20 protein-coding genes are annotated in these 23,618 nt (G+C 59.4%); 10 read left to right on the top strand and 10 right to left on the bottom strand.

The features are described 5' to 3' along the window. Window positions 1–56 precede the first annotated feature (56 nt). On the top strand, window positions 57–512 hold the full coding sequence (locus LUA85_RS18685; RefSeq protein ID WP_231471978.1) for a hypothetical protein: 456 nt from the start codon (window positions 57–59) through the stop codon (window positions 510–512). Here LUA85_RS18685 and LUA85_RS18680 read toward each other — a convergent pair. Then, window positions 509–1,390: a LysR substrate-binding domain-containing protein gene (locus LUA85_RS18680; RefSeq protein WP_256448282.1), complete on the bottom strand. Its 882-nt coding sequence runs from the start codon at window positions 1,388–1,390 to the stop codon at window positions 509–511. The genes LUA85_RS18685 and LUA85_RS18680 overlap by 4 nt on opposite strands. On the opposite strand from LUA85_RS18680, the gene LUA85_RS18675 reads away from it, so the two are divergent. From LUA85_RS18675 to LUA85_RS18655, 5 genes are all read left to right on the top strand, one after another. Then, window positions 1,391–2,896 (top strand): proton-conducting transporter membrane subunit, encoded by a 1,506-nt coding sequence (locus LUA85_RS18675; protein WP_231471976.1) that lies wholly within the window; start codon window positions 1,391–1,393, stop codon window positions 2,894–2,896. Between the two features lie 4 nt (window positions 2,897–2,900). Further along, a complete protein-coding gene (locus tag LUA85_RS18670; protein ID WP_231471975.1) occupies window positions 2,901–5,426 on the top strand; it encodes a DUF2309 domain-containing protein in 2,526 nt (841 codons plus the stop codon). Window positions 5,427–5,860: 434 nt separating this feature from the next. Then, window positions 5,861–7,552: an ABC transporter transmembrane domain-containing protein gene (locus LUA85_RS18665; RefSeq protein ID WP_371823735.1), complete on the top strand. Its 1,692-nt coding sequence runs from the start codon at window positions 5,861–5,863 to the stop codon at window positions 7,550–7,552. Window positions 7,553–7,555: 3 nt separating this feature from the next. Then, window positions 7,556–8,668: an efflux RND transporter periplasmic adaptor subunit gene (locus tag LUA85_RS18660; RefSeq protein ID WP_231471974.1), complete on the top strand. Its 1,113-nt coding sequence runs from the start codon at window positions 7,556–7,558 to the stop codon at window positions 8,666–8,668. Further along, the gene (locus tag LUA85_RS18655) at window positions 8,665–10,047 is read left to right on the top strand and encodes a TolC family protein (RefSeq protein WP_231471973.1); all 1,383 of its coding nucleotides are present in this window, start codon (window positions 8,665–8,667) and stop codon (window positions 10,045–10,047) included. Before LUA85_RS18660 ends, LUA85_RS18655 begins: the two co-directional genes overlap by 4 nt. A gap of 298 nt (window positions 10,048–10,345) precedes the next feature. Here the strand turns inward: LUA85_RS18655 and LUA85_RS18650 are convergent, their stop codons facing one another. Further along, window positions 10,346–11,356 carry a site-specific integrase gene (locus tag LUA85_RS18650; RefSeq protein WP_231471972.1) on the bottom strand — a complete coding sequence of 337 codons (1,011 nt, stop codon included), beginning with the start codon at window positions 11,354–11,356 and terminating at the stop codon, window positions 10,346–10,348. Between the two features lie 60 nt (window positions 11,357–11,416). On the opposite strand from LUA85_RS18650, the gene LUA85_RS18645 reads away from it, so the two are divergent. Then, window positions 11,417–11,764 (top strand): hypothetical protein, encoded by a 348-nt coding sequence (locus tag LUA85_RS18645; protein ID WP_231471971.1) that lies wholly within the window; start codon window positions 11,417–11,419, stop codon window positions 11,762–11,764. A gap of 65 nt (window positions 11,765–11,829) precedes the next feature. On the opposite strand, the gene LUA85_RS18640 is transcribed toward LUA85_RS18645, so the two are convergent. Then, a complete protein-coding gene (locus LUA85_RS18640) occupies window positions 11,830–12,972 on the bottom strand; it encodes a tyrosine-type recombinase/integrase (RefSeq protein WP_231471603.1) in 1,143 nt (380 codons plus the stop codon). Window positions 12,973–13,189: 217 nt separating this feature from the next. Here LUA85_RS18640 and LUA85_RS18635 point away from each other — a divergent pair, with 217 nt between their 5' ends. Continuing rightward, window positions 13,190–14,158 (top strand): hypothetical protein, encoded by a 969-nt coding sequence (locus tag LUA85_RS18635; protein ID WP_231471604.1) that lies wholly within the window; start codon window positions 13,190–13,192, stop codon window positions 14,156–14,158. Here LUA85_RS18635 and LUA85_RS18630 read toward each other — a convergent pair. The 3 genes from LUA85_RS18630 to LUA85_RS18620 are packed head-to-tail and all read right to left on the bottom strand — an operon-like array spanning window position 14,109 to window position 16,704. Next, a complete protein-coding gene (locus tag LUA85_RS18630; protein WP_231471605.1) occupies window positions 14,109–15,152 on the bottom strand; it encodes a TniQ family protein in 1,044 nt (347 codons plus the stop codon). The genes LUA85_RS18635 and LUA85_RS18630 overlap by 50 nt on opposite strands. Then, window positions 15,152–15,976 (bottom strand): TniB family NTP-binding protein, encoded by an 825-nt coding sequence (locus tag LUA85_RS18625; RefSeq protein WP_231471606.1) that lies wholly within the window; start codon window positions 15,974–15,976, stop codon window positions 15,152–15,154. The genes LUA85_RS18630 and LUA85_RS18625 overlap by 1 nt, the downstream gene beginning before the upstream one ends. Further along, complete coding sequence (locus tag LUA85_RS18620) at window positions 15,964–16,704, bottom strand: Mu transposase C-terminal domain-containing protein (RefSeq protein ID WP_231471607.1); 741 nt, start codon at window positions 16,702–16,704, stop codon at window positions 15,964–15,966. Before LUA85_RS18620 ends, LUA85_RS18625 begins: the two co-directional genes overlap by 13 nt. A gap of 33 nt (window positions 16,705–16,737) precedes the next feature. Here LUA85_RS18620 and LUA85_RS18615 point away from each other — a divergent pair, with 33 nt between their 5' ends. Beyond that, window positions 16,738–17,412: a hypothetical protein gene (locus LUA85_RS18615; protein WP_231471608.1), complete on the top strand. Its 675-nt coding sequence runs from the start codon at window positions 16,738–16,740 to the stop codon at window positions 17,410–17,412. Window positions 17,413–17,834: 422 nt separating this feature from the next. Further along, the gene (locus LUA85_RS18610) at window positions 17,835–18,482 is read left to right on the top strand and encodes a helix-turn-helix domain-containing protein (RefSeq protein ID WP_231471970.1); all 648 of its coding nucleotides are present in this window, start codon (window positions 17,835–17,837) and stop codon (window positions 18,480–18,482) included. 21 nt (window positions 18,483–18,503) lie between these two features. On the opposite strand, the gene LUA85_RS18605 is transcribed toward LUA85_RS18610, so the two are convergent. From LUA85_RS18605 to LUA85_RS18590, 4 genes are all read right to left on the bottom strand, one after another. Next, window positions 18,504–18,761 (bottom strand): WGR domain-containing protein, encoded by a 258-nt coding sequence (locus tag LUA85_RS18605; RefSeq protein WP_256448285.1) that lies wholly within the window; start codon window positions 18,759–18,761, stop codon window positions 18,504–18,506. A 1,032-nt stretch (window positions 18,762–19,793) separates the two neighbouring features. Beyond that, on the bottom strand, window positions 19,794–21,047 hold the full coding sequence (locus LUA85_RS18600) for a replication initiator protein A (protein ID WP_371823740.1): 1,254 nt from the start codon (window positions 21,045–21,047) through the stop codon (window positions 19,794–19,796). A 178-nt stretch (window positions 21,048–21,225) separates the two neighbouring features. Beyond that, window positions 21,226–22,242 carry a ParB/RepB/Spo0J family partition protein gene (locus LUA85_RS18595; RefSeq protein ID WP_231471968.1) on the bottom strand — a complete coding sequence of 339 codons (1,017 nt, stop codon included), beginning with the start codon at window positions 22,240–22,242 and terminating at the stop codon, window positions 21,226–21,228. Beyond that, a complete protein-coding gene (locus LUA85_RS18590; RefSeq protein WP_371823739.1) occupies window positions 22,239–23,438 on the bottom strand; it encodes an AAA family ATPase in 1,200 nt (399 codons plus the stop codon). The genes LUA85_RS18595 and LUA85_RS18590 overlap by 4 nt, the downstream gene beginning before the upstream one ends. Between the last annotated feature and the right edge of the window lie 180 nt (window positions 23,439–23,618).

Here is a 23,618-nt window from a genome sequence, read left to right as displayed (position 1 = left end):
CGAATGACCCCGAACCCTGGCGCGCGGTGTGCCACGGACCGGATGCCTGAACAGCGATGGCGCAACGCCACTGCCGGCACCCGTGGACTACTGACAGTGCGCGTCATTTGCCCTGGTGGCGCGCACTGTCAGACCAACTGCTGAAGTACGTTTTCTCCCGCCTGAAAGGTACAATTGTCATGTTAAGCCTGCTGACCGCCGCGGCACTCTCGCTGGCACCGCATTCGCTGGAAACGCATCACGATTATCGACTGACGCACGACATCGCACCGCATGTCAGCCAGCAGGAAAAAGGGTGCCGACCATCACACGGCATGACAGTTTGTGCCAACCGGGCCGATGAGCAACGGCGCTGGCGGATCAGCAATGATCGCCTCACGCCGCAGGACACAGCGCACGGCCAGAACGTCAATGCTATGCGCCAGCCGCAGCTACGCTCTGCCAACCCGGTTGAAGATGGCATCAGGTCGGTCCGTCCCACCGCATTGGCCAATTTCATCATCGGAGATTAGGCGCCGCGCTCGAGTGCCGCGATAATGTGCTGAGCCAGGAGGTGTGCAGTATCCGATAGGCCCGGGGCCTCGATCAACGCAATTTCAGTATCGTAAAGCGGTGGCAGGCTGGCCACTTCCGGACCGGCGTTCCCTCCCACCGCCATCAGCCCTGGTGGCACCATTTCCAGCGGTAGAACGGTAATCCCCAACCCTGCCCGAACCGCCGAAAGGCTGCCGGCAAGGCTGGTTGAGGTATAGGCGATTCTCCATGCTCGCCCAATCGCATCCAGCGCCTCGGTCGCGCGTTTGCGATAAACGCAAGGTTCGGGGGAGACCACCAGAGGAATGCGTAACCGGTCTGCCACCGCCTGACGGTCGCGCGCAACCCAAACCAAGGGTTCGCGCCACACACGCACCCCTTCTTGCCGCTCTTGCGCGGGCTGACGCTTCACCAGAACCAGATCGAAATCGCCAGCGTGAAACCGCTCGAACAGATTGAGCGTCAGATCGCAGGCTACTTCCAGTTCCACCAAGGGGTGCGCTTCGGCAAAGGCGGCCAGCACGCCGGGCAAATGGGCCGTAGCAAAGTCTTCGGGCACTCCTATCCGCACCGAGCCTGCAATGTCAGGCTCAAACATTTCAGCCAACGTGGCGTCGTGCAGCCGCAAGATCTGGCGGGCGGGGCCAATAAGCCGCTCCCCTTCAAATGTCATCGCAAGGCTGCGCGGTGATCGCACAAATAGCGCCCGCCCTACCTGCTCTTCCAACCGCTTCAATTGCAGAGAAATTCCTGATTGCGTTCGCCCCAGCCGTGCCCCGGCACGGGTGAAACTGCCAGTATCGGAAATCGTCACGAAGCAGCGCAATAGGTCGATATCAAGGTTTCGCAAAGCCATGTGTGCACTTCTATCATTTACAAATGCAATGTTCAATATTTCAGTTATTCGTTTCACAAATCTCTAATCATGCTGCACTTGCTCAATCGACGAAAGGTTGAACGCATGAACGAGACCACGACTTCCCGTAAATCCGCCCCGAAACCGAAGGTGCGGGTCACCCGTGCCGACGTGGCGCTTGGCGCAATGGCTACCTTGCTTTTCGCTACCTTCATCACTGGAAACGTCTCACTAACTACGCCCGGAGTGGCGCTGGCAGGACTCAGCTTGCTCGTAACGCTGGTAGTCGTCGTCTTTGCCCGTCGCCAGCTTCGCGCGGACCCGCGTCGCGCAGCCTTTAATCGCCTTGCCGCAGGACTTGCGCTGGGCACGCTGCTGATGGCCTTTGCGTCTGACGCGCTGCTGCTGGCCGCTGGCTGGATTGTCATTGGACGGATGATGGTCGGCCTGATCGGCCATGTCGGTGACTGGAACGAGGCGCAAGACGCCGCTCGCCGCGCCACGCTGGCCTTCACCATTAGCGATCTTGCGTTGACCTGTGCGGTCATCGCGCTTGCTCTTACCGCCAGATCAACCCAGATCACCACGATCGTCACAATGATCCCCGTCATGCCATTCGCCACGACGCTCGCCGCCGGGCTACTGCTCGCGGCGGCCGCTATGGCTCGCTGCGCCGCTCCGCCTTTCTCTGGCTGGTTGGTCGGCTCGCTCGCCGCGCCAACTCCGGTTTCGGCGCTGATGCATGCGGGATTTGTGAATGCCGGTGGCTTCCTCTTGGTCCGTTTTGCCCCAGTGCTAGAAGCGGCGCCAATTGCCGGATATGCCTTGTTTGCTGCGGGCGTCGTTGCAGCGTTGATCGGCAGTGCGATCATGATTGTGCGCAGCGATGTGAAAGGTGCGCTGGCAGCCTCCACCGTGGCGCAAATGGGCTTTATGCTGCTTACTATTGCGCTCGGCGCTTATGCGGCCGCACTCTGGCACATGATTGCCCATGGCTTGTTTAAAGCGTGGTTGTTCCTTGGTTCATCGGGCACTGTCTCTACCGCGCCGGTTTGCCCCAAAGGCCTTGACCGCCCGATAGCCGCCATGATCGCACTTGCTGTGCTGATTGTCATGGGCTTGTCCATGTTCACAAGCTTTGCTCCCGCCCTCCTGCCGCTCGGCCTAGCACTCGCAGCCGTGCTCGGTGCACTGACGGTGGCGGCACGCCGTGCGGGCCGCAATCTGCATAGCGTAGGGCTCTTGGCGATGCCGGCGCTGCTCATCGCGCTGAACGCTGCAATACTGGCTGCGTTTGGCAAAGTGCAAAGCGATGCCGCTGCTCCCCTCTTGCCACCGCTGGCCCAATTTTCCCTGCTTTCAATGTTTTTGGGCCTTTGGGTTGCCCAGCAGCGCATCGGATCTGTTGAACGCACGCTGCATCCCGCAATTGTTGCCCGCTTACTCCAAGTCGGCACCCCTGCCGCCGCACTCACCGCCGTACCCACATCTGGCCTGAAGGACTGACCCGATGCATGCCAAGACCGGAAACCTCGCCGCCCATACCACCATGTTCCTCAACCATGCGGATGACCGCGCAACACTGAGCGCGCTGATCGATGTCGCCGCGCAAACCGTCGCGCCGCTTTGGCCGCTCTATAGCGCGATAGCAGTGAACCCGCTCTCGGGTTTTGAAGATCTGCCTTTTGAACAGGCGATCGGTGAAGCTGGCGCGCTGTTTGGCGCACGCGGATCGCTATCCTTGGGGCAATGGCGTGCGTTAAAGGCTGAAGGCCGGATCGACGACATTAACCTGCGCAAAACGGTCGTATCAACGCTCGGCGGGGTAGACACCGCCTTCTCCTCGCTCGGGCCTGACTTGACTGCGTACAACCTGCTGTTGGCGCGGCTTGAGGCAATGCCTGTTGAAGATAAAGCGCCCGCCCGCCGCCAGCTTACTCCGGCCGTGGCCGTGCTCACCCGCTGGATCGCAGGGTTCTTTGACCGCAAGGCAGCATTACCCCTTCGTGGCCGTGAACGTGGGCTCTATGCCTGCGTGACCGAAAGCCTTCGCCACGATCCCGCGATGCTCCGCCTGACAGACAAGCCCGGCGCAACCTTGATCCACAAGGCCCCTGCTGATCCATTGGAGCTGATCGCCATTGCCATGCGGCGCGCCAATATTGCCAGCGATGATCGTATGGCGTGGCTGCGCGGTCTCGTCGCCACCTTACCAGGGTGGGCAGGACACTTACGTTGGCGCAATGAACACGCCGGCGTGACTGCCTCTGCCGGCGCTCCCGCCACGATGACTGATCTCATCGCATTGATCGCCCTAGCGCAGAGTGCCACGAATGCGACGCTCCCCGAGCTCAATTCAGCACCGGCAACCAACGTACAAGCCGCGCTTCTGGGCCACTTCGGTTTGCCCTCGGATGCTGCCGATGGATGGAGCGACGAAGCGCGCGAACAACTGGCCGCGATTACCGCAATGGACCAAACCGCGCTTGGCCTCGTGTTTCTGAAGGCTGCAGAAGCGAGCTATATGTCCACTATCGCGCCTAAGCTTGAAAAGGCATCGCAATGGCGGGAATTGAATGTCCAGCAACCCGTCGCGCAATTGGTGTTCTGCATCGACGTGCGTTCGGAGCCCATGCGCCGTGCGTTGGAGGCACAGGGTGCCTATGCAACGCTTGGCTATGCCGGCTTTTTCGGGCTGCCCATCGCTATTAACCCCGCTTGCGATGCGCCTGCGCGCAATCAATTGCCGGTTCTACTATCGCCTGCCCATTTCGTGACCGAACGCGCTATACCGGGGCGTGAGGCTGATGCTACTGCGATGCTCTCACGCCATGCCGCGTTCGGCGATGCCCAAACCATGCTTGATGCAACTAAGGGTGGCGCAACTGGCTTTGCCACGGCAGAGGCAACAGGCCCGCTGGCCGCCATCACCATGCTCGCCCGCACGTTGGCCCCCCGCCTGACAGACCGAGTCCGGCGCGCCGTGGTCGGGGAACGTGGCAGCGTGCTCACCCCCACGGCCTGCAACGATCGCGATCCGGCGTTCAGCCTCGATCAAAAGATCGCCTATGCCAAAGGTATGTTTGCACTGACTGGGTTGGGCCCATCCACCGCACGTTTGGTGGCGCTCGTCGGCCACGGTGGTTGCACCACCAACAATGCCTTCGCCGCCAGCCTTGATTGTGGCGCATGTGGCGGCCACCCCGGTGGGCCAAACGCGCGGTTGATGGCCGACATTCTCAATGATGCTTCCGTGCGTCAGGGGTTGGCTACAAAAGGCATCGTCTTGCCCGATAACACCTGGTTCATTGCCGCCCAGCACGATACCACGCAGGATATCGTCAGCATCTTTGACCGGCATTCGGTTCCTGCCAGCCATAAGGATGATCTCGAACAGCTTGAACGCGCGCTCGCGCGCGCCGGAACAGTCTCGCGCGAAGAGCGGGCAAAAGCACTGGGTCGCGGTGCCGATGATCTATTGACCGGAGCGGCACATTGGGGCGAAGTACGGCCCGAATGGGGCCTTTCGGGCAATGCCGCCTTCATCATTGCACCACGCGCGATGACCAAGGACATTGATCTTGCCGGAAGTGCATTCCTCCACAGCTACGATTGGCAGCACGATGAAGATGGGAGTGCGCTGACATCGATCATGACCGCGCCGATGATCGTAGGCCAATGGATAAACAACCAGTACCTGTTCTCCACTATAGATAATGAGGCTTATGGCGCCGGCGATAAGACCACACAGAACGTCGTCGGCGGGTTTGGCGTAGTTCAGGGTAGCGGTGGCGATTTGTGCACCGGGCTACCGCGCCAATCGCTTTTCCGGGATGATGGCGTACCCTATCACACTCCACGCCGCCTGACGGTGATCGTGTCCTCCCCGCTGCAACGCGTGCAAGAGATAGTTCTAGGGAACGATACGGTGGGCTGCTTAGTTGAACATGGCTGGATCAACCTCGTTGTGATTGATCCTTGGAAGCACCAGGCGCACAGTTGGGTTCGTGGTGACTGGATAGCACGCCATATCTAACCGTAGCTTGGGTGGTGGAGGCAAAACATCTCTTTGGGCACTCGCACAATTGCTTCTGTCTATCGGAGAAGCCAATTTCGTGAGTGCCCTCTGCATCTGAAACACCTGCCTAATTGCTCTGATAAACACGAAACCGGGTGGAGTGCCTACGCAACATTCCTCCCATCAGGTTCAGTTTGTAAGACAGTTCGAAGCTTACATTGGAATACGCGGCTTGGTGTGCGACCTGGAGGAAAGAAGCCCGCAGCGGCTTCATGGGCAGAAGCGAAATCGTACTGCGCATTAGGTCCTTCTAAGCAGAAAATTGTAGTGCCGTTCGCTGGTCAAGCGGACAAAGACTGCCCGAGCGAAAAATTTGTGCCATAAACTGACGTTGAAGTTAAATTTTGCGCTCAATTGTGCTGCACGTGCGAAAAAATGGAACCCTTATCCCGATGGCCGACCCCGCTGCCGACCAGCACATGCCGACATTCCGCGACTTTGCCCGCTGGACGCGCGAAGTTCTTGGCCCAGACGCCGGTTTCATCCGACTTGCGCTGCTCTATGGCACCGCGATCTCGCTGCTGTCATTGGCCACGCCAATCTCGGTGCAATTGCTGATCAATTCGGTCGCCAACACCGCCTTGCCCGCCCCCTTGATCACGCTGGCGGCCATCTTGTTCACGCTATTGGTCATTTCTGGCGTGCTCAGCGCATTTCGTGTGCATTTGCTGGCGCTGTTTGAGCGGCGCTTTTTCGCGCGGCTTGTTGCGGAGATTACCCTGCGCGCGGTCCATGCGCAAAACCCGTTCTTTGTGGATTCACGCCGCGGCGATCTGTTCAATCGCTTCTTTGATACAGTCGTTGTGCAAAAATCGCTGACGAGCTTGCTGATCGGCGGTTTTGCCATCGTGTTGCAAAGCCTTGTGGGGCTGATCGTGACCAGCTTTTACCACCCGTTCTTTTTGGCATTCAATACTGTGCTGGTGCTGATGGTCGTGGTGATCTGGCGGGTGTGGGCACATGCCAGTTTGCGCACCGCCGTTACCAAAAGCCACGCCAAGCACGCGACCGCGCATTGGCTTGATAGTGTTGGCGGTTCGAACGGCATTTATAAATCAAGCCGCCACATGGCTTTTGCGATTGATCGATCCGAAGCGATGACCGCCAGATATGTCGATTGCCACCGCCGCCACTTCCGCCATACTTTTGGCCAGACCATTGCGTTGCTGCTGCTTTATGCGCTGGCAAGTGCAGGCCTCCTGGCGCTGGGTGGCTGGCTAATCCTGCAAGGTGAATTGTCGATCGGGCAACTGGTCGCCGCCGAACTGATCCTGTCCGGCGTGTTCTATGGCATCGCACAATTGGGCACTTATCTTGAAATATTCTACGATCTTGCCGCCAGCCTTGAGGAACTTTCGCTGTTCTGGGACGTGCCGCAAGAGGCCGCGCCCGATGGCGATGCGCCCGCGCCGCCCGATGGGGCCATCCGCCTGCGCGATGTGCGTCACGCAGGCCACGTCTTTGACTTTGCATTGGAAAGCGGAGCGCAAGTGGGCGTTATCGCTGCGCCCGGCGTCGAACGCAGCCTTGCGGCCTTGCTCAAACGTCTGGAACTGCCCGAAAATGGCTTTGTCAGCGTTGGCGGGGCCGATCTTGGCACGTTCGACATGTATCGCCTGCGTTCCGATGTGATCGTGCTTGATCGCCCCACCATCATAGAAATGACCGTGCGCGAATACCTTGGCCTCAGCGCGCCGGGCCGGCCTGAAGCGATGCTCGACGCGCTGGAACTGGTTGGCCTTGCGCACCGGATCGGCGATTTGCCCGGCGGCTTGGATGCCAAACTCTCCTCGTCAGGCTGGCCGCTGTCGGTGGGCGAAACGATGGCGCTCAAGCTGGCTGGCGCATTGCTTGCCCGGCCGCGCGTGCTGATGCTGTCCCCGCTGTTCGATATGCTTCCCCCCGTCCGCCTTGACGCCGTTCTGAAGCACTTGCGCCCCCACGGCACAACGATCCTGCAATTCACCGCGCGGCCCGAAGGCTTGGCGCGCGATGCGTGGCTGTGGATCGGCAAGCGCGAACAGCGCCGCGCGGATGATCCGGCGCAAATCCTGCCGCTGATCTCGAACCCAGAGGAGCGTTAAGCCATGCCCGCTCCTGCAAAACGCAATTTCGGCGCATTCGCTACCCTGTCCAGCTTGCGCGTCCCCCGCCTGACCCGCGCGCTTGGCTGGATGATTGCAACGTCGATCCCGGTGATCGCCGTGTTCCTGTTCTTGGTGCAGTGGGTGCAAACAGCGCCGGGCCGGGGCGAGGTCATCGCATTGAACCCCGAAGACCGCGTCCAGCAAGTCACCGCGCTGGTGCCGGGACGGGTTGAGAAGTGGTATGTGGCCGATGGCCAATCGGTGAAACAGGGTGATCCCATCGCCCGGATTATCGACAACGATCCTGCGCTGCTCACCAGCCTTGCTGCAGAACGCGCGCAAGTTCTGGCACAGATTGCCGCTGCCGATCAGGCGATGGCAGTGGCGCGGATCGATGTCGGGCGATCAGGCGAATTGCTGTCAGAAGGCCTTGCAGCGCGGCGCGATCTGGAAAACGCCCAAATCAAGGTGTCCGATCACGCAGCCAAGCTGGCCGAAGCGCGCGCCAAGCTGAGCAAGGTCGATATCGCGCTGGGCCGGCAGTCGGTACAATTGGTGCGCGCGCCGCGCGATGGGCGGATTCAGGCGCTTAACACCGCCGCCGGTGGCACTTTGATCAGCGCAGGCGATTGGCTGGCCACGCTTGCCCCGGATCAAGCGCGGCGCGTGGTTGAACTGATGGTTGATGGCCGCGATGTGGCACTGGTGCGCCAAGGACAGCCGGTGCGCCTGCACTTTGAAGGCTGGCCCGCGATCCAGTTCAGCGGGTGGCCCTCGGTTGCCCAAGGCATGTTTGATGGCCGCGTGCGCTCCATCGATCCATCGTCGCAGACATCGGGCCTGTTCCGGGTGCTGGTGGAACCCATGCCCGGCAAGCCTGTCTGGCCGGAAGACAACTTCGTGCGGCTTGGATCGAAAGTGCGGGGCTGGATTCAGATGGAAACCGTGACCATTGGCTATGAATTGTGGCGCCAGTTGAACGACTTCCCGCTCGAATTCCCGCAGCCTGTCGACACTGGCCCGCGCAAGGGCACTGCGGCCAAGGCACTGGCCGACAAGGACGCGGCCAAAGGCAAGCCCAAGGCCGATGGTTACGCCGAGGACGAGAAATGATCCGCCGTCTGGTTATGGCGCTGGCGGTTCTGGTTACGCCCATGGCCCACGCCGCCGAACTGACGCTGGATGACGTCCTGCGATCTTCCGCAACCCACGCCCCGCAAATCCTTGAAGCGATGGCGCGGCAGCGGCAGGCGGGTGCACGCGCACTATCGGCGCAGGGCCAGTTTGATCTGGTGTTCGATGCCGATGCGCAAAGCCGCGCGACAGGCTTTTATAGCGGCACGTTTGCCGATGTAAAAGCAAGCCGTCCGTTGGAAAACAACGGCGGCAATATCTATACCGGCTACCGCTTGTCGAGCGGCAGCTTCCCTAGCTACGAAGGCAAATCGGTCACCAATCAACTGGGCGAGGTCCGCGTCGGGGCGGTGTTCTCGCTATTGCGGGACCGATTGATTGATGAGCGGCGCGGGCGACGTGAATTGGCCGAATCCGAGATCGACCTTGCCGCGCTGGACCGGGATATGGTGGCCATTGGCGTGCAGCGCCGTGCCATTGAGGCCTATCAGCAGTGGGTTGCCGCAGGGCAGCGTGTGGCAACATTGCGCGAACTATTCGATCTGGCGCAGCAGCGTCAGGCCTCGATTGATCGGCAGATTGAACTGGGTGCCCGGCCTGCCATCCTCAGCGTGGAAAACCGCCAGAACATCGTCCGCCGCCAAGCCTTGCTGGTGCGCGCCGAACAAGACCTCACCCTGTTTGGCAACGCGCTGTCGCTGTTTTTGCGCGATGATCTGGGCCAGCCTATCGTGCCCGATGCCGCGCGCCTGCCCGCGCGTATGCCCGAAGGCGTGAACCCCCGCTTGGTCGATCGGCAAGAAGCCATGTCAGGCCGCCCGGATATTCAGGCGCTGCTGGCCCGGATCGATCAGAATTCCATCCGTGTGCGCATGGCGGAAAACGAACAGCGCCCCCGGCTTGATCTGCGCGCCGAAGCATCTCAGGATATCGGCCCCGGATCACCTGTGCGCACCCAGCCTGAGGCGCTGTTTGGTCTGCGTTTCTCGCTGCCGCTGGAACAGCGCGCCGCGCGGGGCCGCATTGCCGAAGTGGCCGCCGAACAAGATGCGCTATCGATCCGCTTGCGCTTTCTGGAGGAACAAGTGGGCGTGGAAATTACCAATTTGCGCACGCAAATGGATGGGGCGCAACGCCTTGCAGCCCTCGCAACCGATGAAGCAGCCCTTGCCCGCCGCATGGCCGAGGCTGAACGCCGCCGCTATGCCTTGGGGGCCAGCGATTTCCTTGTCGTCAACTTGCGCGAAGAAGCACTGGCCGATGCCACGATCCGCGAGATTGACGCGATCTATCGCAGCGCCGCAGCCCGCGCCGAATTGGTCGCCGCCATGGCCGACCGCGATCAGTTGCGGCTCTAGTTCCTGAACTGATGTGTTGGATAACCAACCAGTGATGTCACGCTTGCGAGGCAGCATTACGCATGCGCGCCCGAATGAACGAATAGCGGGTATCGGAGATATTCAAAGGCTATACGAGCGTCGCCTTTTTTGGTGGAATGTGCCAGTCTACTGCCCCGATTGGGAATGGCAAATTTCGGCGAAAATTGACGTTCAGCGGGTAGCCCACGAACGGCACAAATGTCCCACTTGAAGGCATTGCGCAACAGCGCCAGTCGTCGTGGGAGAAGAATACTTCCCGGGGATTCCGACACTACCGCTACAGAAAGCTGTCGCCGGCGTGGTTTTCGAACAACGCAGCGTCGCGGACATAGCCAAGCAGCACCTCAACCTTCTTTTGCCGCGATACCTCCTGCATCTTGGGCAGTGATGCGCCAGCCTTGGCCGCCTCGGTGAGGAACCCGGACCGCAGCGAGTGCGCGCCGACAACTGCAGGGTCGAGCCCAACCTTCTCGGCATAACGCTGGATTAACCGGGCAACCGCACGATCCGACATGGGTTGGTCAGTCATTTTGCCCTGCGCATCGGTCCCGTAGAACAATGGCCCTGCCTCACCTCCCCGGATAGCCAGCCACGCATTGAGCCGGGCAACCGGCTTGAGCACTTTGCCAGACGGCACCGCGATGACTTGCCCCTGTCCCTCTTGATCCGTTTTCGAATGCCGGATCGTCAACTTCAGGCCTTCGCGCACCAGTTCGAGGTCTGCCAACTGTAGCGCGACCAGCTCAGAACGGCGCAAAGCGGCGGCTAACCCCAGAGCCATCACCGCGCGATCTCGGACGGCACGACTACTTTGCCCCTCAGCCGCTGCAATCATCCGCGCCAGATCGGCGGCAAGGATCGCGGTCTTCTTGCGGGTCGGCCGTGCACGCTGCTCACGACGAATGCCGGCCAGCGTATCGGCAATAACATCGCGCGGGTCACGGTGCTGCGGCGCCACCTCCCCTGCTTGTCGATGTCGCCAAGCGATGGCGGCCAGATGCCTGGCGATGGTGCTATCTGCCCTGCCCGCTTGGGCCAGCGCCGCAAGATAGGTGGCTACCGCCTCAGACACCGCAGGCAGCGGCTCCAATTCCCGCTGCCAGCACCATCCTTCAAATTGTTGCCAGTCGCTGTCGTAGGCGCGCACGGTGTTTGCCGCCTTCGAGCGTGCACGATACGATCGCGCCGCTTCAATCTCGTCTGCAAGGCGCGGCGCAATGCCGCGAATGGCCAGGGCTGAATCCTCAGTCTCTGGGATCAGCGCAGTATCACGAGGGTCTCTGGTCATCGTCGCGCCTTTGCCGTTCGCGATTTCGCCCGCGATCTCATGCACCTCTTATAGATAAACATGATGTCCGTGAAGGGCTCTTATCGGACAGCAAACAAACCGTACAAGCAGAGTATACTTTTTGCAGGTTTAGTATACCATCTGTTTGTGCCCGCCTCCCCTGCCCCCTGGCAATTGACGCTTTCCCGCATCGCAGGCGCGCTGCCCTTCGTGTCGCCGCAACTCGGTCAAGCCCTTGCTTTGGCCTCGCTGCGGCGGCTTTGGCGACTCCATGTTCGCGACTTTGCCTTTGAAAATGCGGGACTTGAGCACAATCCAGGCCTCGACGCCGACGAACTGGTGCGCTCGTGGTATGCGGCCGAGCGACGCGACTTTTTGTCGTGGATCGTTGTGACGCACCATAATTGACGTCATGCCGGGTCCAAGCGGAGCCTTTAGCGCTTCAACAATAGTGACATTGGCCTGCTTCTGCCTCAGCCGCTCCCTCGCAACTTGCCCAGCACCCGTGCGGCCGCATTATTGCCTACGGCAAGCTCGCGGGCATATCGCAGCGCGGTGGTCGGCGAGGACCAGCGCAGCGCCAGCGCGATCCCTGCGCCGTCCTCGCCCGCTGCGAACAGGTCCTGTGTTAACCCGACCCGGAACGAGTGCGCGCTCAGCCCACGCACGGTGTCACCTTCCATCCCGGGCTCGACTTCGACGAGACCGCAATCGACCGCCTCCAGCACCCGGCGACGCAGGATCGCAACCACCCCCTGACGCGTGAGCGGCCTGGCCCCGATGTAGTGCCGCACAATTCGCTGCCCGGAGGCGTCTGGCGGACCGCTCAGAACATTGATGCGCCGAAACACCGGACCCTCGCCGATGCCGCTTGCGAGCAACCAGGTCGATAGGCGCGCCATGGTGTCGCCCGACAGCCAGGCCAGAGCCCCCTCCCCCAACTGGTCAGTCTTGGAATGCGCGATGTCGAGCCGTCCGCTGCCATCGCCGACTTGGCGCAGATCGGAAACCGTGGTGCCGACCAGTTCGGAGACTCTTAAGCCCGCGTCATAGGCGAGACTGATCAGCGCTGCGTCACGCAGACCGATGATGTCGCTGCCGCACGAGGCCAGCAGTGCGTTGACGGTTACCCCCTCGGGCGGTGCCTGACCCTCCTGCATCGCCTCGCCGAGCCGTAGCGGCGCAGCCTGCTTTTGCCGTTCACGCTTTTTGCGGCGGATGGCTTTCAGCGTATCGCGCACCATTCCAGCCTGGGTGGGCAGCGGCTCTGTGTCGCCAAAACCCAGGATGCGGTGAATGCGCGCGATCGAGGCGATCCGGCGGGCAAGGGTGGCGGGCTTGGCACCCGCGCGCGTGTCCGATCCTTTAGACAACCAGTGCAAGTAGTGGACCAGCGTTTCCGGTTCGGCGGGAACAGCCGTGGCGACAGGCCGTCGCGCCTTGCACCACCCTAGAAAGCATTTGAGATCGGCCGTGATGGCCGCCTTGGTCGCCGGCGCCATCGCCGCGACTGCGGCCTCAAGCGCCAGCGGACTGGCGGCGCGGGTATCGATCAGCATCCCGTGGCCGCCGAGCACCAGTTCCACCGATGACGGGAACGGACGATCGGTTGTCATGCGGAAGGATCGTTTTGGGTGGATTTCATGGGCACTTTATGGGCCAAAATCGGCACTCTGGGCAATGCTGATTTTACCATAATATTAGATTATGGAAATACCGCCGATTTACGATGCTATGGATAGGATACCAAAGCGTAGGTTTAGTAAACTCTGTGTTGACGACGATTCCCTGTCCCGTTAGCCAGTTCGCAGCCTCCAGAGCGAAAGCCTTGAATTGAGCAGCACGATCGACGCCGGCCCTATCGCCTTCCGTATCGGCCAGATCGATGCTCTGGCCAAATGCCTGCTGGCCTCCGACACCTGCTATTCCGCAGAAATGCGCGCCGCACTCGCCCTCCACTGGCTCAGCCGTGCCTGGGAGCAATACCGCCAGGACCGGGCGATTACCCTCGGGGCCTCGCTGATCGGCGCCGAATGCATGGGCGAGCGTAACGCCTTCCTCGCCCTCTTCGAGCACGCCCTGCCAACCCCCGAAAAGGTGATCGCCGAGGCCATCCGGACAGTGCGCAAGATCGCAATCCTGCCGATGGCCAGCGAAGCCCGAGAGACCGAAACCATCGTCGCTGCCAGCCTTCCCGAACTCAGTGCCGTACTCGACGCGCTGGGTCACGCCAAGCTGCCCGGCGATCCACTCGAGCGGCTGCTTTCCCTCGTCGAGCGCTTCCGCTATTCGCGCGGGAACGAGCCCGATGCCCTGACGGCAACCGCCCGAACCCCGTGCTGGGCAATCAACCTGGCGGCGAGCGCGCGCGGGCATGCCTTTCGGCTGAGCGAGACCCCCCTCCCCTTCCCCGGCCTTGTCCAGCGCCGACTGTTCAGGGCCGACCGCGACCCCAGCCAGCGCCGCGCCCAAGCCCGCGAGAGTCTGCACGATGCACTCTATGCTACTGCCTGCGATATCGCCCGTTTCCCGCGCGGCGCCGATGTTTTTGCGCGCGAGTTTCCGAGCCAGCGTTCGAACTCGCGCCTCTATCATGCCTGGATGCTGCTGTTCGGCCTTGGCACCCTCACCCCCGCCCAACTTGCCCGCGCGCTTGGCGCGACCAAGGCCGGTGCTGCCAAACTCCTGCGCCAGCTGGAGGCAACACGCATGGCCTACGCTCAAGGCCCGTTCACGACCTTTGTCTGCGCCATTACGCCAACCCTGGCACTGCCAGATTGGCGGCATCAAGCAAGCTTCTAGACGGCCAGGCTGCCGTCGGCGGGAGAGGAAGACCCTCGTAGCGCGCGAATTCCGCCGCCAGCTCCCTTTCTTTCTCCTGGCGTTGGCGCACAGTGCCGTATGTGGCGATCAGCGCAAAGATGTCGCAGGTCCATTTGGATCTGGGCTTGGGGAGCTTGCAGGTCCGCAGACGCAATGCACCTCGAACCGGCGTTTCAATTCTACCTTCAGTCAGCGGCCTCTCGGCCAGTCTGGTTGCGATCATACGCTCAAAGCGGTGCGCGGCTTTCGTACGTGGGCTGTGCGCCAGCGCCAGCATGCCGATCCGTTCGCGCGCAAAATGGTACTGATTGGCTACGAACTGCTCCTGATAACGCTGGTATGGCGGCGCAAGCCCCACCCAATCGCTAGGGCGCATCAGGCAGTCGATCACTGTCTTGTTTCGCGCAAGCGCGGCAGAAGTCGGTTTGATTTTCCATTGAATTCTGCGAGATCGCATCACGGCATGCGCCAAGAACGCCTGCAATTGCCGCCCCGTGTCCTCCAATGGAAGGCTCCGCATGTCGGTGAGCGGCAACCCGTGCAGGCTGCATAGCCAGGTCGCCCGAAAAATCCATTCGCGGCGCACGATTATAGGCCCGCCAGCCAGATGCGCCTCGTAACAGCATAGCGCACAGACGTAATGGCGGTGCGCAGAGGGCAGGAGCGCCTCCGCCTCACACGCGAGAAAGGTCGCATTGATCTGCTCGGGATCGATTTCGACCGCCCATGCAAGCCGTTCCACCATCGCATCGCAGGCCGCATGCAGCGCCGGATCGAGACCGCCCTTCCCTCGCGCCAGGTCCAAGCGCGAAAGACCCGGCGCGATCTCCAGATGGCGGAACAATTGTGCCCGGCTCACCCGGTGGGCGGCGGTCAAGCGGCTCAACCACGAATCAAACGCTTCATCTCTGCGTGGCTTGATCGGGAACGCCAGCGTCTCAGGCTCAAGATTGGGCGACCACTTGGCGGCCATCAAGCTGAAGCCGGGAGCATCGCTGCTGCTGCGCGCAAATCTGCAAATTCAACACGCTGACGACCGTCGCGAGAGGCAATCTTATGGCCCCAATGCAAAAGCCGTTTGAAATTCCCTGTCACGCCATGGCTGGTGCGCCAGATGAATTCGGCCATCTCGGGCTCAGCGAAGCGTTCCGGCTCGATGATGCGCAATCCCCGCGCCAGCGCAAGGATCAGGCGCTGGGATGGCTCTCCAGGCGGCCAGAGCGGCAATCGCAGGACGATCGAGCGATAGGCCAGCTCGACGTCCTCGGCAAAGATGTCTGCGGCGATTTCGAGACCGGCGACAACCATAGACACATTGCCTTCGCTCATCAGAAACCGGAATGCATCGAGGGTGTCACGCCTCGCCCTGCCGCCCGCGGTGAGAATGGCGTGAACATTGTCGACCGCCACTAACCGCGTCCGCTGTCTGCCGAGCAATTCAACGACTTTCAGGTCGGCAATCCGGTGGATACTGGTGGTGATCGGCCAACCCTGCTTCCACAACAAGGTCAGGTTGATCTTGAGCGACGTCGGACTAGCTGGGATCACGGTCCTGAGGACGGGAGCATACCGGGCATCCCGCCACCCTTCAGGCTCTGGAAAGTCGCATTCGATACGCCGCTGGGCTTCGCGCAGGATCGATGTCTTCCCCATACCGGATTGACCCACGAGAATGACGCAGGGCGGCCGTTCATCAGGCTCGTCATGTGCGATATCAACCAGCGTTTCCACGGCAAAACGCGCTTCGTCGAAGTCGATCCAGAAAGCGGAACTGTGCGGCTGACCTAATCCCTCCATTTGAGCCACCCTTCATCGTGTAAGTCGGCCACCGATACCCAACTGGGTACATTGGAAACCTCCTGATTTGCCGGCTGAGCGGCGTGGGATACACCTTCCCTTTCCAGCCTTTTTCGCGCGTCTCGCAAGCCCCGCGTCCGGGATTTCGCGTTGAGAACTTCCTGCCTGTTGGCATGCACAAGCCGCGCAATTTCAGCCTGACCCCCAGCATGCTGGTAAACCACGCCGGAATGGCGCCGTGCAGCGACCGCAACATCCCATTCAGGCCTGGTCACGTTCGGATAATTGCCCACCGCAGCAGCAGCGACAAGAACTCCATCGATGACAGGATAGACCTCCTGGATAGTCCTGTCGTCGTAATGGATCATGACCTTGAGACCCAGGCGCGGCGCCAAACTTTCGTGCCAATAGCGAATATGATCAATCTTCACGCCGCCCGATTGAACGGTCCGCTCGACCCACGGCAGAAATCGGCGGGTTAGCTGCTCGATATCGACACCTGGCGGCGCCAGCGGCCCGTGGCTCTCGACACCCGTGGACCACATTTGCGCAGGTGCGACGCGACCCAGTCCTTCGTGAGGTGTATGATGATAGCGGCAAATCTCCCGGACCAACCACCGCTCGAATTCCTCAAGCGTCATCGCCGCGTCCGCTTCCGCATCATGGCCGTCTCGCGCCGTAACATTACCTCCGGTCGCCCCCGGAAGAAGCCGCATTCTACGCGTCATGGTGCCGATCAGACGCTCGATATGCGTGCCATAATGCGCCGGACCACGTGGGCGGACGTCCGGATCGATGCCATAAGTCTTGCAAGCGCTTCTAAAAACTTCCGCGCGATGAGATCCGGCGTGATCGGCATGCAACTTCCTGAAAAAACCATGCATTGGATATTCGATTTCGAGACCGAGACTCTCGAGCAACGGCTGTTTCGGCAACAGAGCATTGGCGATTGCCCGTCCGCATCGAAAAATCGAAGGTGCCCCAAAACTCACGTAGAAGCCGAGAATGCATCGGCTCCAGACGTCGATGAGCAAGGTCACCCACGGTCGGCCCAGAGCCATACGGTGTGTGCTGTCGACAAGTATGACGTCGGCGGGGGTGTGATCCATCTGGACCACATCGAGCAAACCATCGCTGTGGTATTCCCCCGGGTGCGCCTCGTGGGCGGTACGCCGTTTCGAACCCATGAAACGAGCCTTCTGCGGCTCGCTTATCTCCCCGATTATCCGCTCGATCGTTCGAAAACTTGGAACGATCCCGGGATCGAAGCCGTAGTCGCCATTATCGGCGATCAGCAAATAACGCACCTGCTGCGCCGCTTCCCGAACACTGAGCGGCACTTTCGTCAGAACGATTTCTTCAATGAGGCCATCGATCGCCACGAGGACCTCTGGCGGCGCTTGTCTACTTCCTGGCTTTGGACCGCGCGGCCGTGAGGCCAGGCTCTCGGCAATGGGCTTGCTGCGATAGCGCCGCGCCAACTCCCGAATTCGCCGCTCGCCCAAGCCAGTTTCCCGGGCAATGACAGAAACAACGTCGGCCGCCAGCGGCGCGTCCAGCGGAACCAATTTGCGGAAAGTTTGATAGAGGTCCGCGCCGCGCGTTAGCGCAGCTTCCGAATACGCTGCCATTCTTGGCGGTTTGCGTTCGATCATAGGGAAATTTCCCTCTCTTTCGGCCGCGCAGACTGTCGTTTGTTTTGACCACCGTTGAAAGCAGAATCTTTTGTGCGTCATATTTGACTGTCACTTTATCGCGAGAATATGACTTTAATTCAATAGTTTACACCCGATGTTGGAAACTTTGTCGCGTGACAATCGTCCGGCGCGCATCCCCTGCCCTTGCTGCAGCTGCCCGAATGGCACTTGCCGCCAAAAACAGCACAGAGAGTTTCTCCAGCGCCTTTGCCCCCGCCGATGTCGCGCTGGACCGCCTTGATGCACTGCTTCCCAGCGATGACCCCGTGGCCACCCTGCTCGACTTGATCGCAGTGTTGCGGACCAAGGAGATCGATTTTCTGGAAGGCGGCAGCGAGATCGTCGAGTTCGAGGGGATCGCAATCACCCGCCCAGCGCCGCGTGGAGCTGCGTGGGCCGCATCGCTGGCCGTCGCCATGCGCCCACACCTGTTCGGGCTTGGTTCGCCCCCCATCGCGCTCGCAGGGGTTCTGCCGTGTGCGCTGTTTCGGGAGATACAGGAAGATCCCCTTCCCGCCCTACTGCAGTCGGCACTCGGGACTGCCTGCGATCATGCCGCGGATGATCTCTACACTTTGCATGGCGCATTGGCGCGGGGTGATGCAGTGCTCGCTGATCGAAATGCTTCGTCGACTGCGCCACAGGCCTGGCTTGTCATCAGGGGACTTGGTCCCCTCACCCGCGCAGAACTGGCGCGTGCGCTTGGTGTAACAAAACGCACTGCGTCGTTGGCAGTGTCAACTCTTGAGCAACTGGATCTCGTACGTTTGCGACCCGCCGACAACTCGATCTTTCCGGTACGCCACTGACGAGAATGGAGATACCAAGCCTTAGGTACGATGCACTTCGCGGTAGGGAACACCAATCCGTCGTGTTGCGCTTGCCCGGCGGCGCAGGAGGCCAGCGATAAAGTGTTCTGCGTCAGCAGCGTCAGCAGCGTCCGCAAACGACAACCGCTTGCCCTGCCCTCGCGTGCCTATCCTGCCCCAAGTCAGTTCGACGATCGAAACCCCGAACAGGTCCTGGCTTCGAGATATAACGTAGCGCCTTGCAACATTGAGAGCAGGATATTTGGCTTCTAGCCAAATCTAACATTCCCTTTGTTCATCCTCTAACATGCGGAGGAGTATGCGATAGCCACGGGGAGTTAGGCCAATCGGAATTTTGAATCACAGGTCCCTATCGTGATTCAGGGAATCGATCTTGAGGCTCTGACCAGCGCTAATCTGCGGAGCCGCTATCCCTGTGGAATGACCGCGTCGCACGCAAAGCGGTCATTCCACAGGGATATGTCGGCCTTCCTTAATCCTGAATCAAATCAATAACAAATCCGCCGCAGGCGAAACGTTAGGGGATTTAGATTCTAAGGTTAAGAGGTTACCTGCTCGCGATTAGCATGCAAACTCCTGATTTCTCGCGAGTCGGGGTGGCTATGCCGAATCTGAAAACACGACGTTCGGTTTCTGATAGCACGACAGCCAGATTCTAATAACACGTCATCTGATGCCCGATCACACGTTCGCCACCCTCCCGCCCTGTTGATAACTTTGAAAGCGCGGCTCAGAGCGTGAGGCCAGAGGATCAGTTAGCGTTCCGATTCATATATGATGCGCCGATCCCAAACTTTCTGATCGCCATTTGGCCTTAGGCTGAAACGAACGTGTTTTCGGAAATGCGGTATCTCCGGTCGAACGTGTTTTCGGGAATGGCTTTGGAGGGGTTATTTTCCCCCGGCTTGTCGGCTGACCCGTCGCGCTTCTTGGAAGCAGTGCCCGAAGTGGAGGCTTAGGCAATCTGCCAGTAGGTTCGACATTTGCACGTTAGATGGCTGATTTCGGTCAAAGATGACCAGCTGAAGCATGGTCGGAGTTTCAAAGCCGGTGCTCTTGGCCTTGTTAGCGATTCCTCAGCAGGTGCCGAACGCAGACATAGTTTGCTGATTGGATAGGCGAAGCGAAGTGATTCCCGAAAACACGTTCGTTAGCGGTGGCGCTTCACGGCGCTGTTCTTATCTTTACGATAAATCGCGATGCCCGCCGTAGACCGTCACCAGGTCTAGCAGAGCGGCAGCTGCACTAGCCCCGGGCGCTCATAACCGGTCCTGCAGAAGTGCGCGCCCTTTAAAAGCCGGGAAGCGTATGCTTATTGCGCTCATGGTGCTTCTTAATGAAGCCGTAGAACCGTTTCGAGTAGTTCCTTGGCAACTCATGCGGATTGCTGTTCAGAAAGGAATCGAATTGCCGCATCAGGGCATCGAGATCCCAACCAGGACATTCAGCACGGATGGCCTGATAGATTTCGGGATCGAGTGTGTCCTGAGCCCCCCCTCCCCTTCGTCGTGACTGAGATTGGCTTGCGTTGTTGGCCATTTCTGCTGAAGCATCGGCTTGTTGTTCGGGGCGCAGGCTCGCACTCGTTGTTGCAAGGAGTTTGCGCACGAGGGCAGGATCAACGAATTCCTGCGGAGGGCTGACCTTGGAGGCCTTTGGGAGAGATGCCTGCTGACTGCGCTGTGCTCTGCTCTCCGTGGTGACAGAGCCACTTTCGCCGGTTTTCCCGGAAGGCTTTTCGAGATGGCGACGCATCACCATCTTCAGCTTTGGACGCGGTGTCTCTGCCCCAATGACTTCCAGACTGATATCCGGGAGGTTATTGGCTCGCGCCAGTTCGAGAATTTTATTCTTGAACGAGGGCAGGGAGCTCTCGCTACCACTTTTCTGATGAAGAGTTTCGAAGCCAATCGTGAAACCTTCCGGACCATTGCCACCAGCGTGCTTGCGAGCTGCGCGGTAGAGCCATTTCCCGAGTCCACTCGTTATCTCGAAATACAAAGGCGAGATCGCAAGGACATTTCGCTTGTCCATGACGCCGTCGAAGAACCACTTGGAAAGCGTGATTTCCATTCCGAGCGAACGCTGGGTTCGTTCATCAACGAGATGAGTATAGCTATCGATCCACGAAAATGTGGTCTCGCGGGATTTAGAGTTCGCTCGGATGTTCGTCTTGATCGTCGTGGCCTGAAGACGATCAAGGGCTGCGATCAGACGCTCATAGGCGCGCCCACTTACACCCCAGCAGATTCGCTTGAGAAGATCGCCAGGTTGAACCCTAATGGTCGGCGACAGGTCGTTGTCTCCCCGCTCGCGCAGTTCGTTGAGGTGGGACGCCAGATAGATCATGATATCTGCATCCCAGATGGTCGCCATGCCATAGGCTGGGTTGGCTGACACATGCACGGTGACGGACTTATCCGGACTGAGGTACTCAATGGGTTTCAGGCGTTTCTTCTTCGAAAGACTGAAGAAAGGGCGCTGCATGGTCTCCTGATAGTCCCGCAGCGAGATATCGCTGAAATCAGGCAGCGTGAAGAACATCTCGAACTGCACTCGGCGGCCAGAGGAGGACTGCTCTGGCTCGCTCACGTTCTTCGCCCATTAAATCTGCCACTGTCCCACATGTGGGAGGGGTTAGTTAAGTATATGTAAAAAAACGATAAAAACCACATTTTTAGAGTGGTGAAGACATGGCCATAGGTGGGTTCGCAACCCTCCTTCATCGGGCAGGCCTTTTTAGAATCTTCGCCTTCTCAATCAGAGGGCGCAATGCATCGAGGATTTCGTCAGCGCTCAAATCAGTGGGGTTGATCGTTATCGTGAGTCCTCGTGCACGATCTTTTTCGATGACACCAATGGACGATCCTGCGGCTTCAATTACGGCTTTCTGGACACGGCCAGGCCTGCCTGAAACTGCCTTGAGCAGACGGATAACAACCTGAGGGCCGGAAATTGGCTCTTCGTCTCCCGATTGCCGGAAACTTTGTTCCGCAGCGATTTGCTTTGCTGCTTCCTCCATTCTGGGGCGCAGCGATGGGTTGCGTATGGCTGGAAGAAGCTTGTCACCGTACCGGACCTGAAGTTCCATTGGCGAGGCAAATGCGCTTACGATTGTTTGCGGAATCTCTGTTAGGCCAATGTACCGAGCGAGAGTGGATTTCGAAATCTTCACGCGTTCGGCAAGCCGGGCCTGAAGGCCATCGTAATAAGTATCGACTGCCGCCTTGTAGTTCAAACCGCGCTCCAGGTCTGAGATGTCTTCCCTTTCGCGGTTCTCGATGTCAGCAAGGCGGAACGCAGCTTCGTCATCGAGATCTTCGATGATCGCGACGAGTTCGATGTCCGGATAGTGATTCGCGTTGAGCCACGCGACAGCCCAGTGGCGCCTGGTGCCGATGATCAGCTCATATTGCTGCTCACCTTGCTGCTTTCGACGCACGACTACTGGGATGCGGTTCCCATTCTCTGCCTGGATCGATTCAATCAGAGAACGCAAACGGGGCTCGGTGAGCCGTTCGTAGTCACGGGCGTTCCCCGGCCAGATCAAACATTCTGCTGGCTTGAGCCGGATGGTAGGGCGCTTGACCATCCGCGCTGCTTCCGTGAAGCCTTCAAGCCGACGTGTTGTGAAATTGCGCGATGCAGCTGCCCCTGTAGCTTCTTTTGCTTCGGGGGCAGAGGGTTGGTCTGGGGCAGGGGAGGCGAGGGCCTCGCCAATCAATGAACGACGGCTCATGCTGCAACACTCCCCGCCGTGTTAGATGACCGTCGCGAAATGCTTTTGGACGGCCACTGTTCGTGTATCTCGTTCAGAATTTCGCCAAAGACTGCATTGAGATTGTCCCTGCAGCGCTGATAAGTTGCGTGAGCTGCCGATGGCTTGCTTTCGTAGATTGATCGGAAGGCTTGAGTCGCATTCTTGATTTCTTCCGAGGCAAGGATGGGCTGATTCAGAAGATAATTGGCATAGGTGGCCTTCATCATCTTCCACATGTCGGCCTCACCGGGCTTGCTCGGGGTGTAAGCTGAGCAGACAACACGAATGAACCCATAATCAACGGGTGTTCCGTGCGCCTCAAGGATCTCGATGTTCTCGGCGATCGTGTCCATGAAGTGGATGGTCGAGAGGTAGTCGAGCTGCCGGGCAGGAACAGGAATGAGCATGCCTGTTGCGGCCGCCATTACATTGAGACCCAAAAACCCCATCGCCGGCGGCGGATCGAGCAAAACGACATCGAAGTCCTTGATAATACTGTCGATGCCAATCCGCAGACGCTGAAGTCCCTCGCGCACCGCTTGCCCGCCCTCCGTGAGCGTCGCCGTGAGGTCCCACTCTGCATCCTGCAGGCCAAGGCTTGATGGCACTATTTTGATTGTGGGCCATGCCGTGTCCCGGATAGCCTTGCTGAAATCATCGAAAGTGCTGCGGGGCGACAAAAAGTTGCCCAATGATTCTTGGTCATCAATTAACGTTTCGGGCTGAATGTCGAACATCGTGGTCGTTGAGGCCTGCGGATCACAATCGATCACGAGCACGCTGTACCCATTGAGGGCAAGAAAATCGGCAAAATGCTTGGTAATAGTACTCTTGCCAACGCCACCCTTGAAATTCTGCACTGCAACTACGACCGCGTTTTCATGGGCGAGCTTGCCCGGATGAATGTTCAGCGCCTTGCGAATATGAGTAAGGTCTTCAAGTGTGTAATAGCGGCGGCCATTGGTGAGCTGCTTGGGAGGCGCGAGACGTCCTTCCTTCTCTGCCTTGGCAAGCGCTTCAGGCGTTCTTCCGACCAATTCCGCCGCCGCCGTTGGCCCAAAGGTGATGTCGAGCACCTTCCGATCATCCGGTTTGAACACTACGGCCTTGACCCGATCACGCATCATCTCGCACGATCTAGTCATGTTTCGCAGTGTGTTCACGGTATAGGTCATGCGCCAGCCTTTCGATGAATCACAATTCCGCGACCCAGTTAGCGTTTTATGACCATTTCCATCCGTAAAAGTCAAACCGATATCACAAAGCTGGTACCATTCCCTAATTCCGAAAACTGAGAGGCGCATCTTGTCGTAGGTCGTGGAGATGCGGCTTCCTATTCTGCAATCCAACTCGGT

The organism is Novosphingobium sp. CECT 9465 (assembly GCF_920987055.1).
Lineage (GTDB): Bacteria > Pseudomonadota > Alphaproteobacteria > Sphingomonadales > Sphingomonadaceae > Novosphingobium.
Note: the sequence above shows the minus strand (reverse complement) of the source record. Positions and strands in the feature narration are given on the sequence as shown.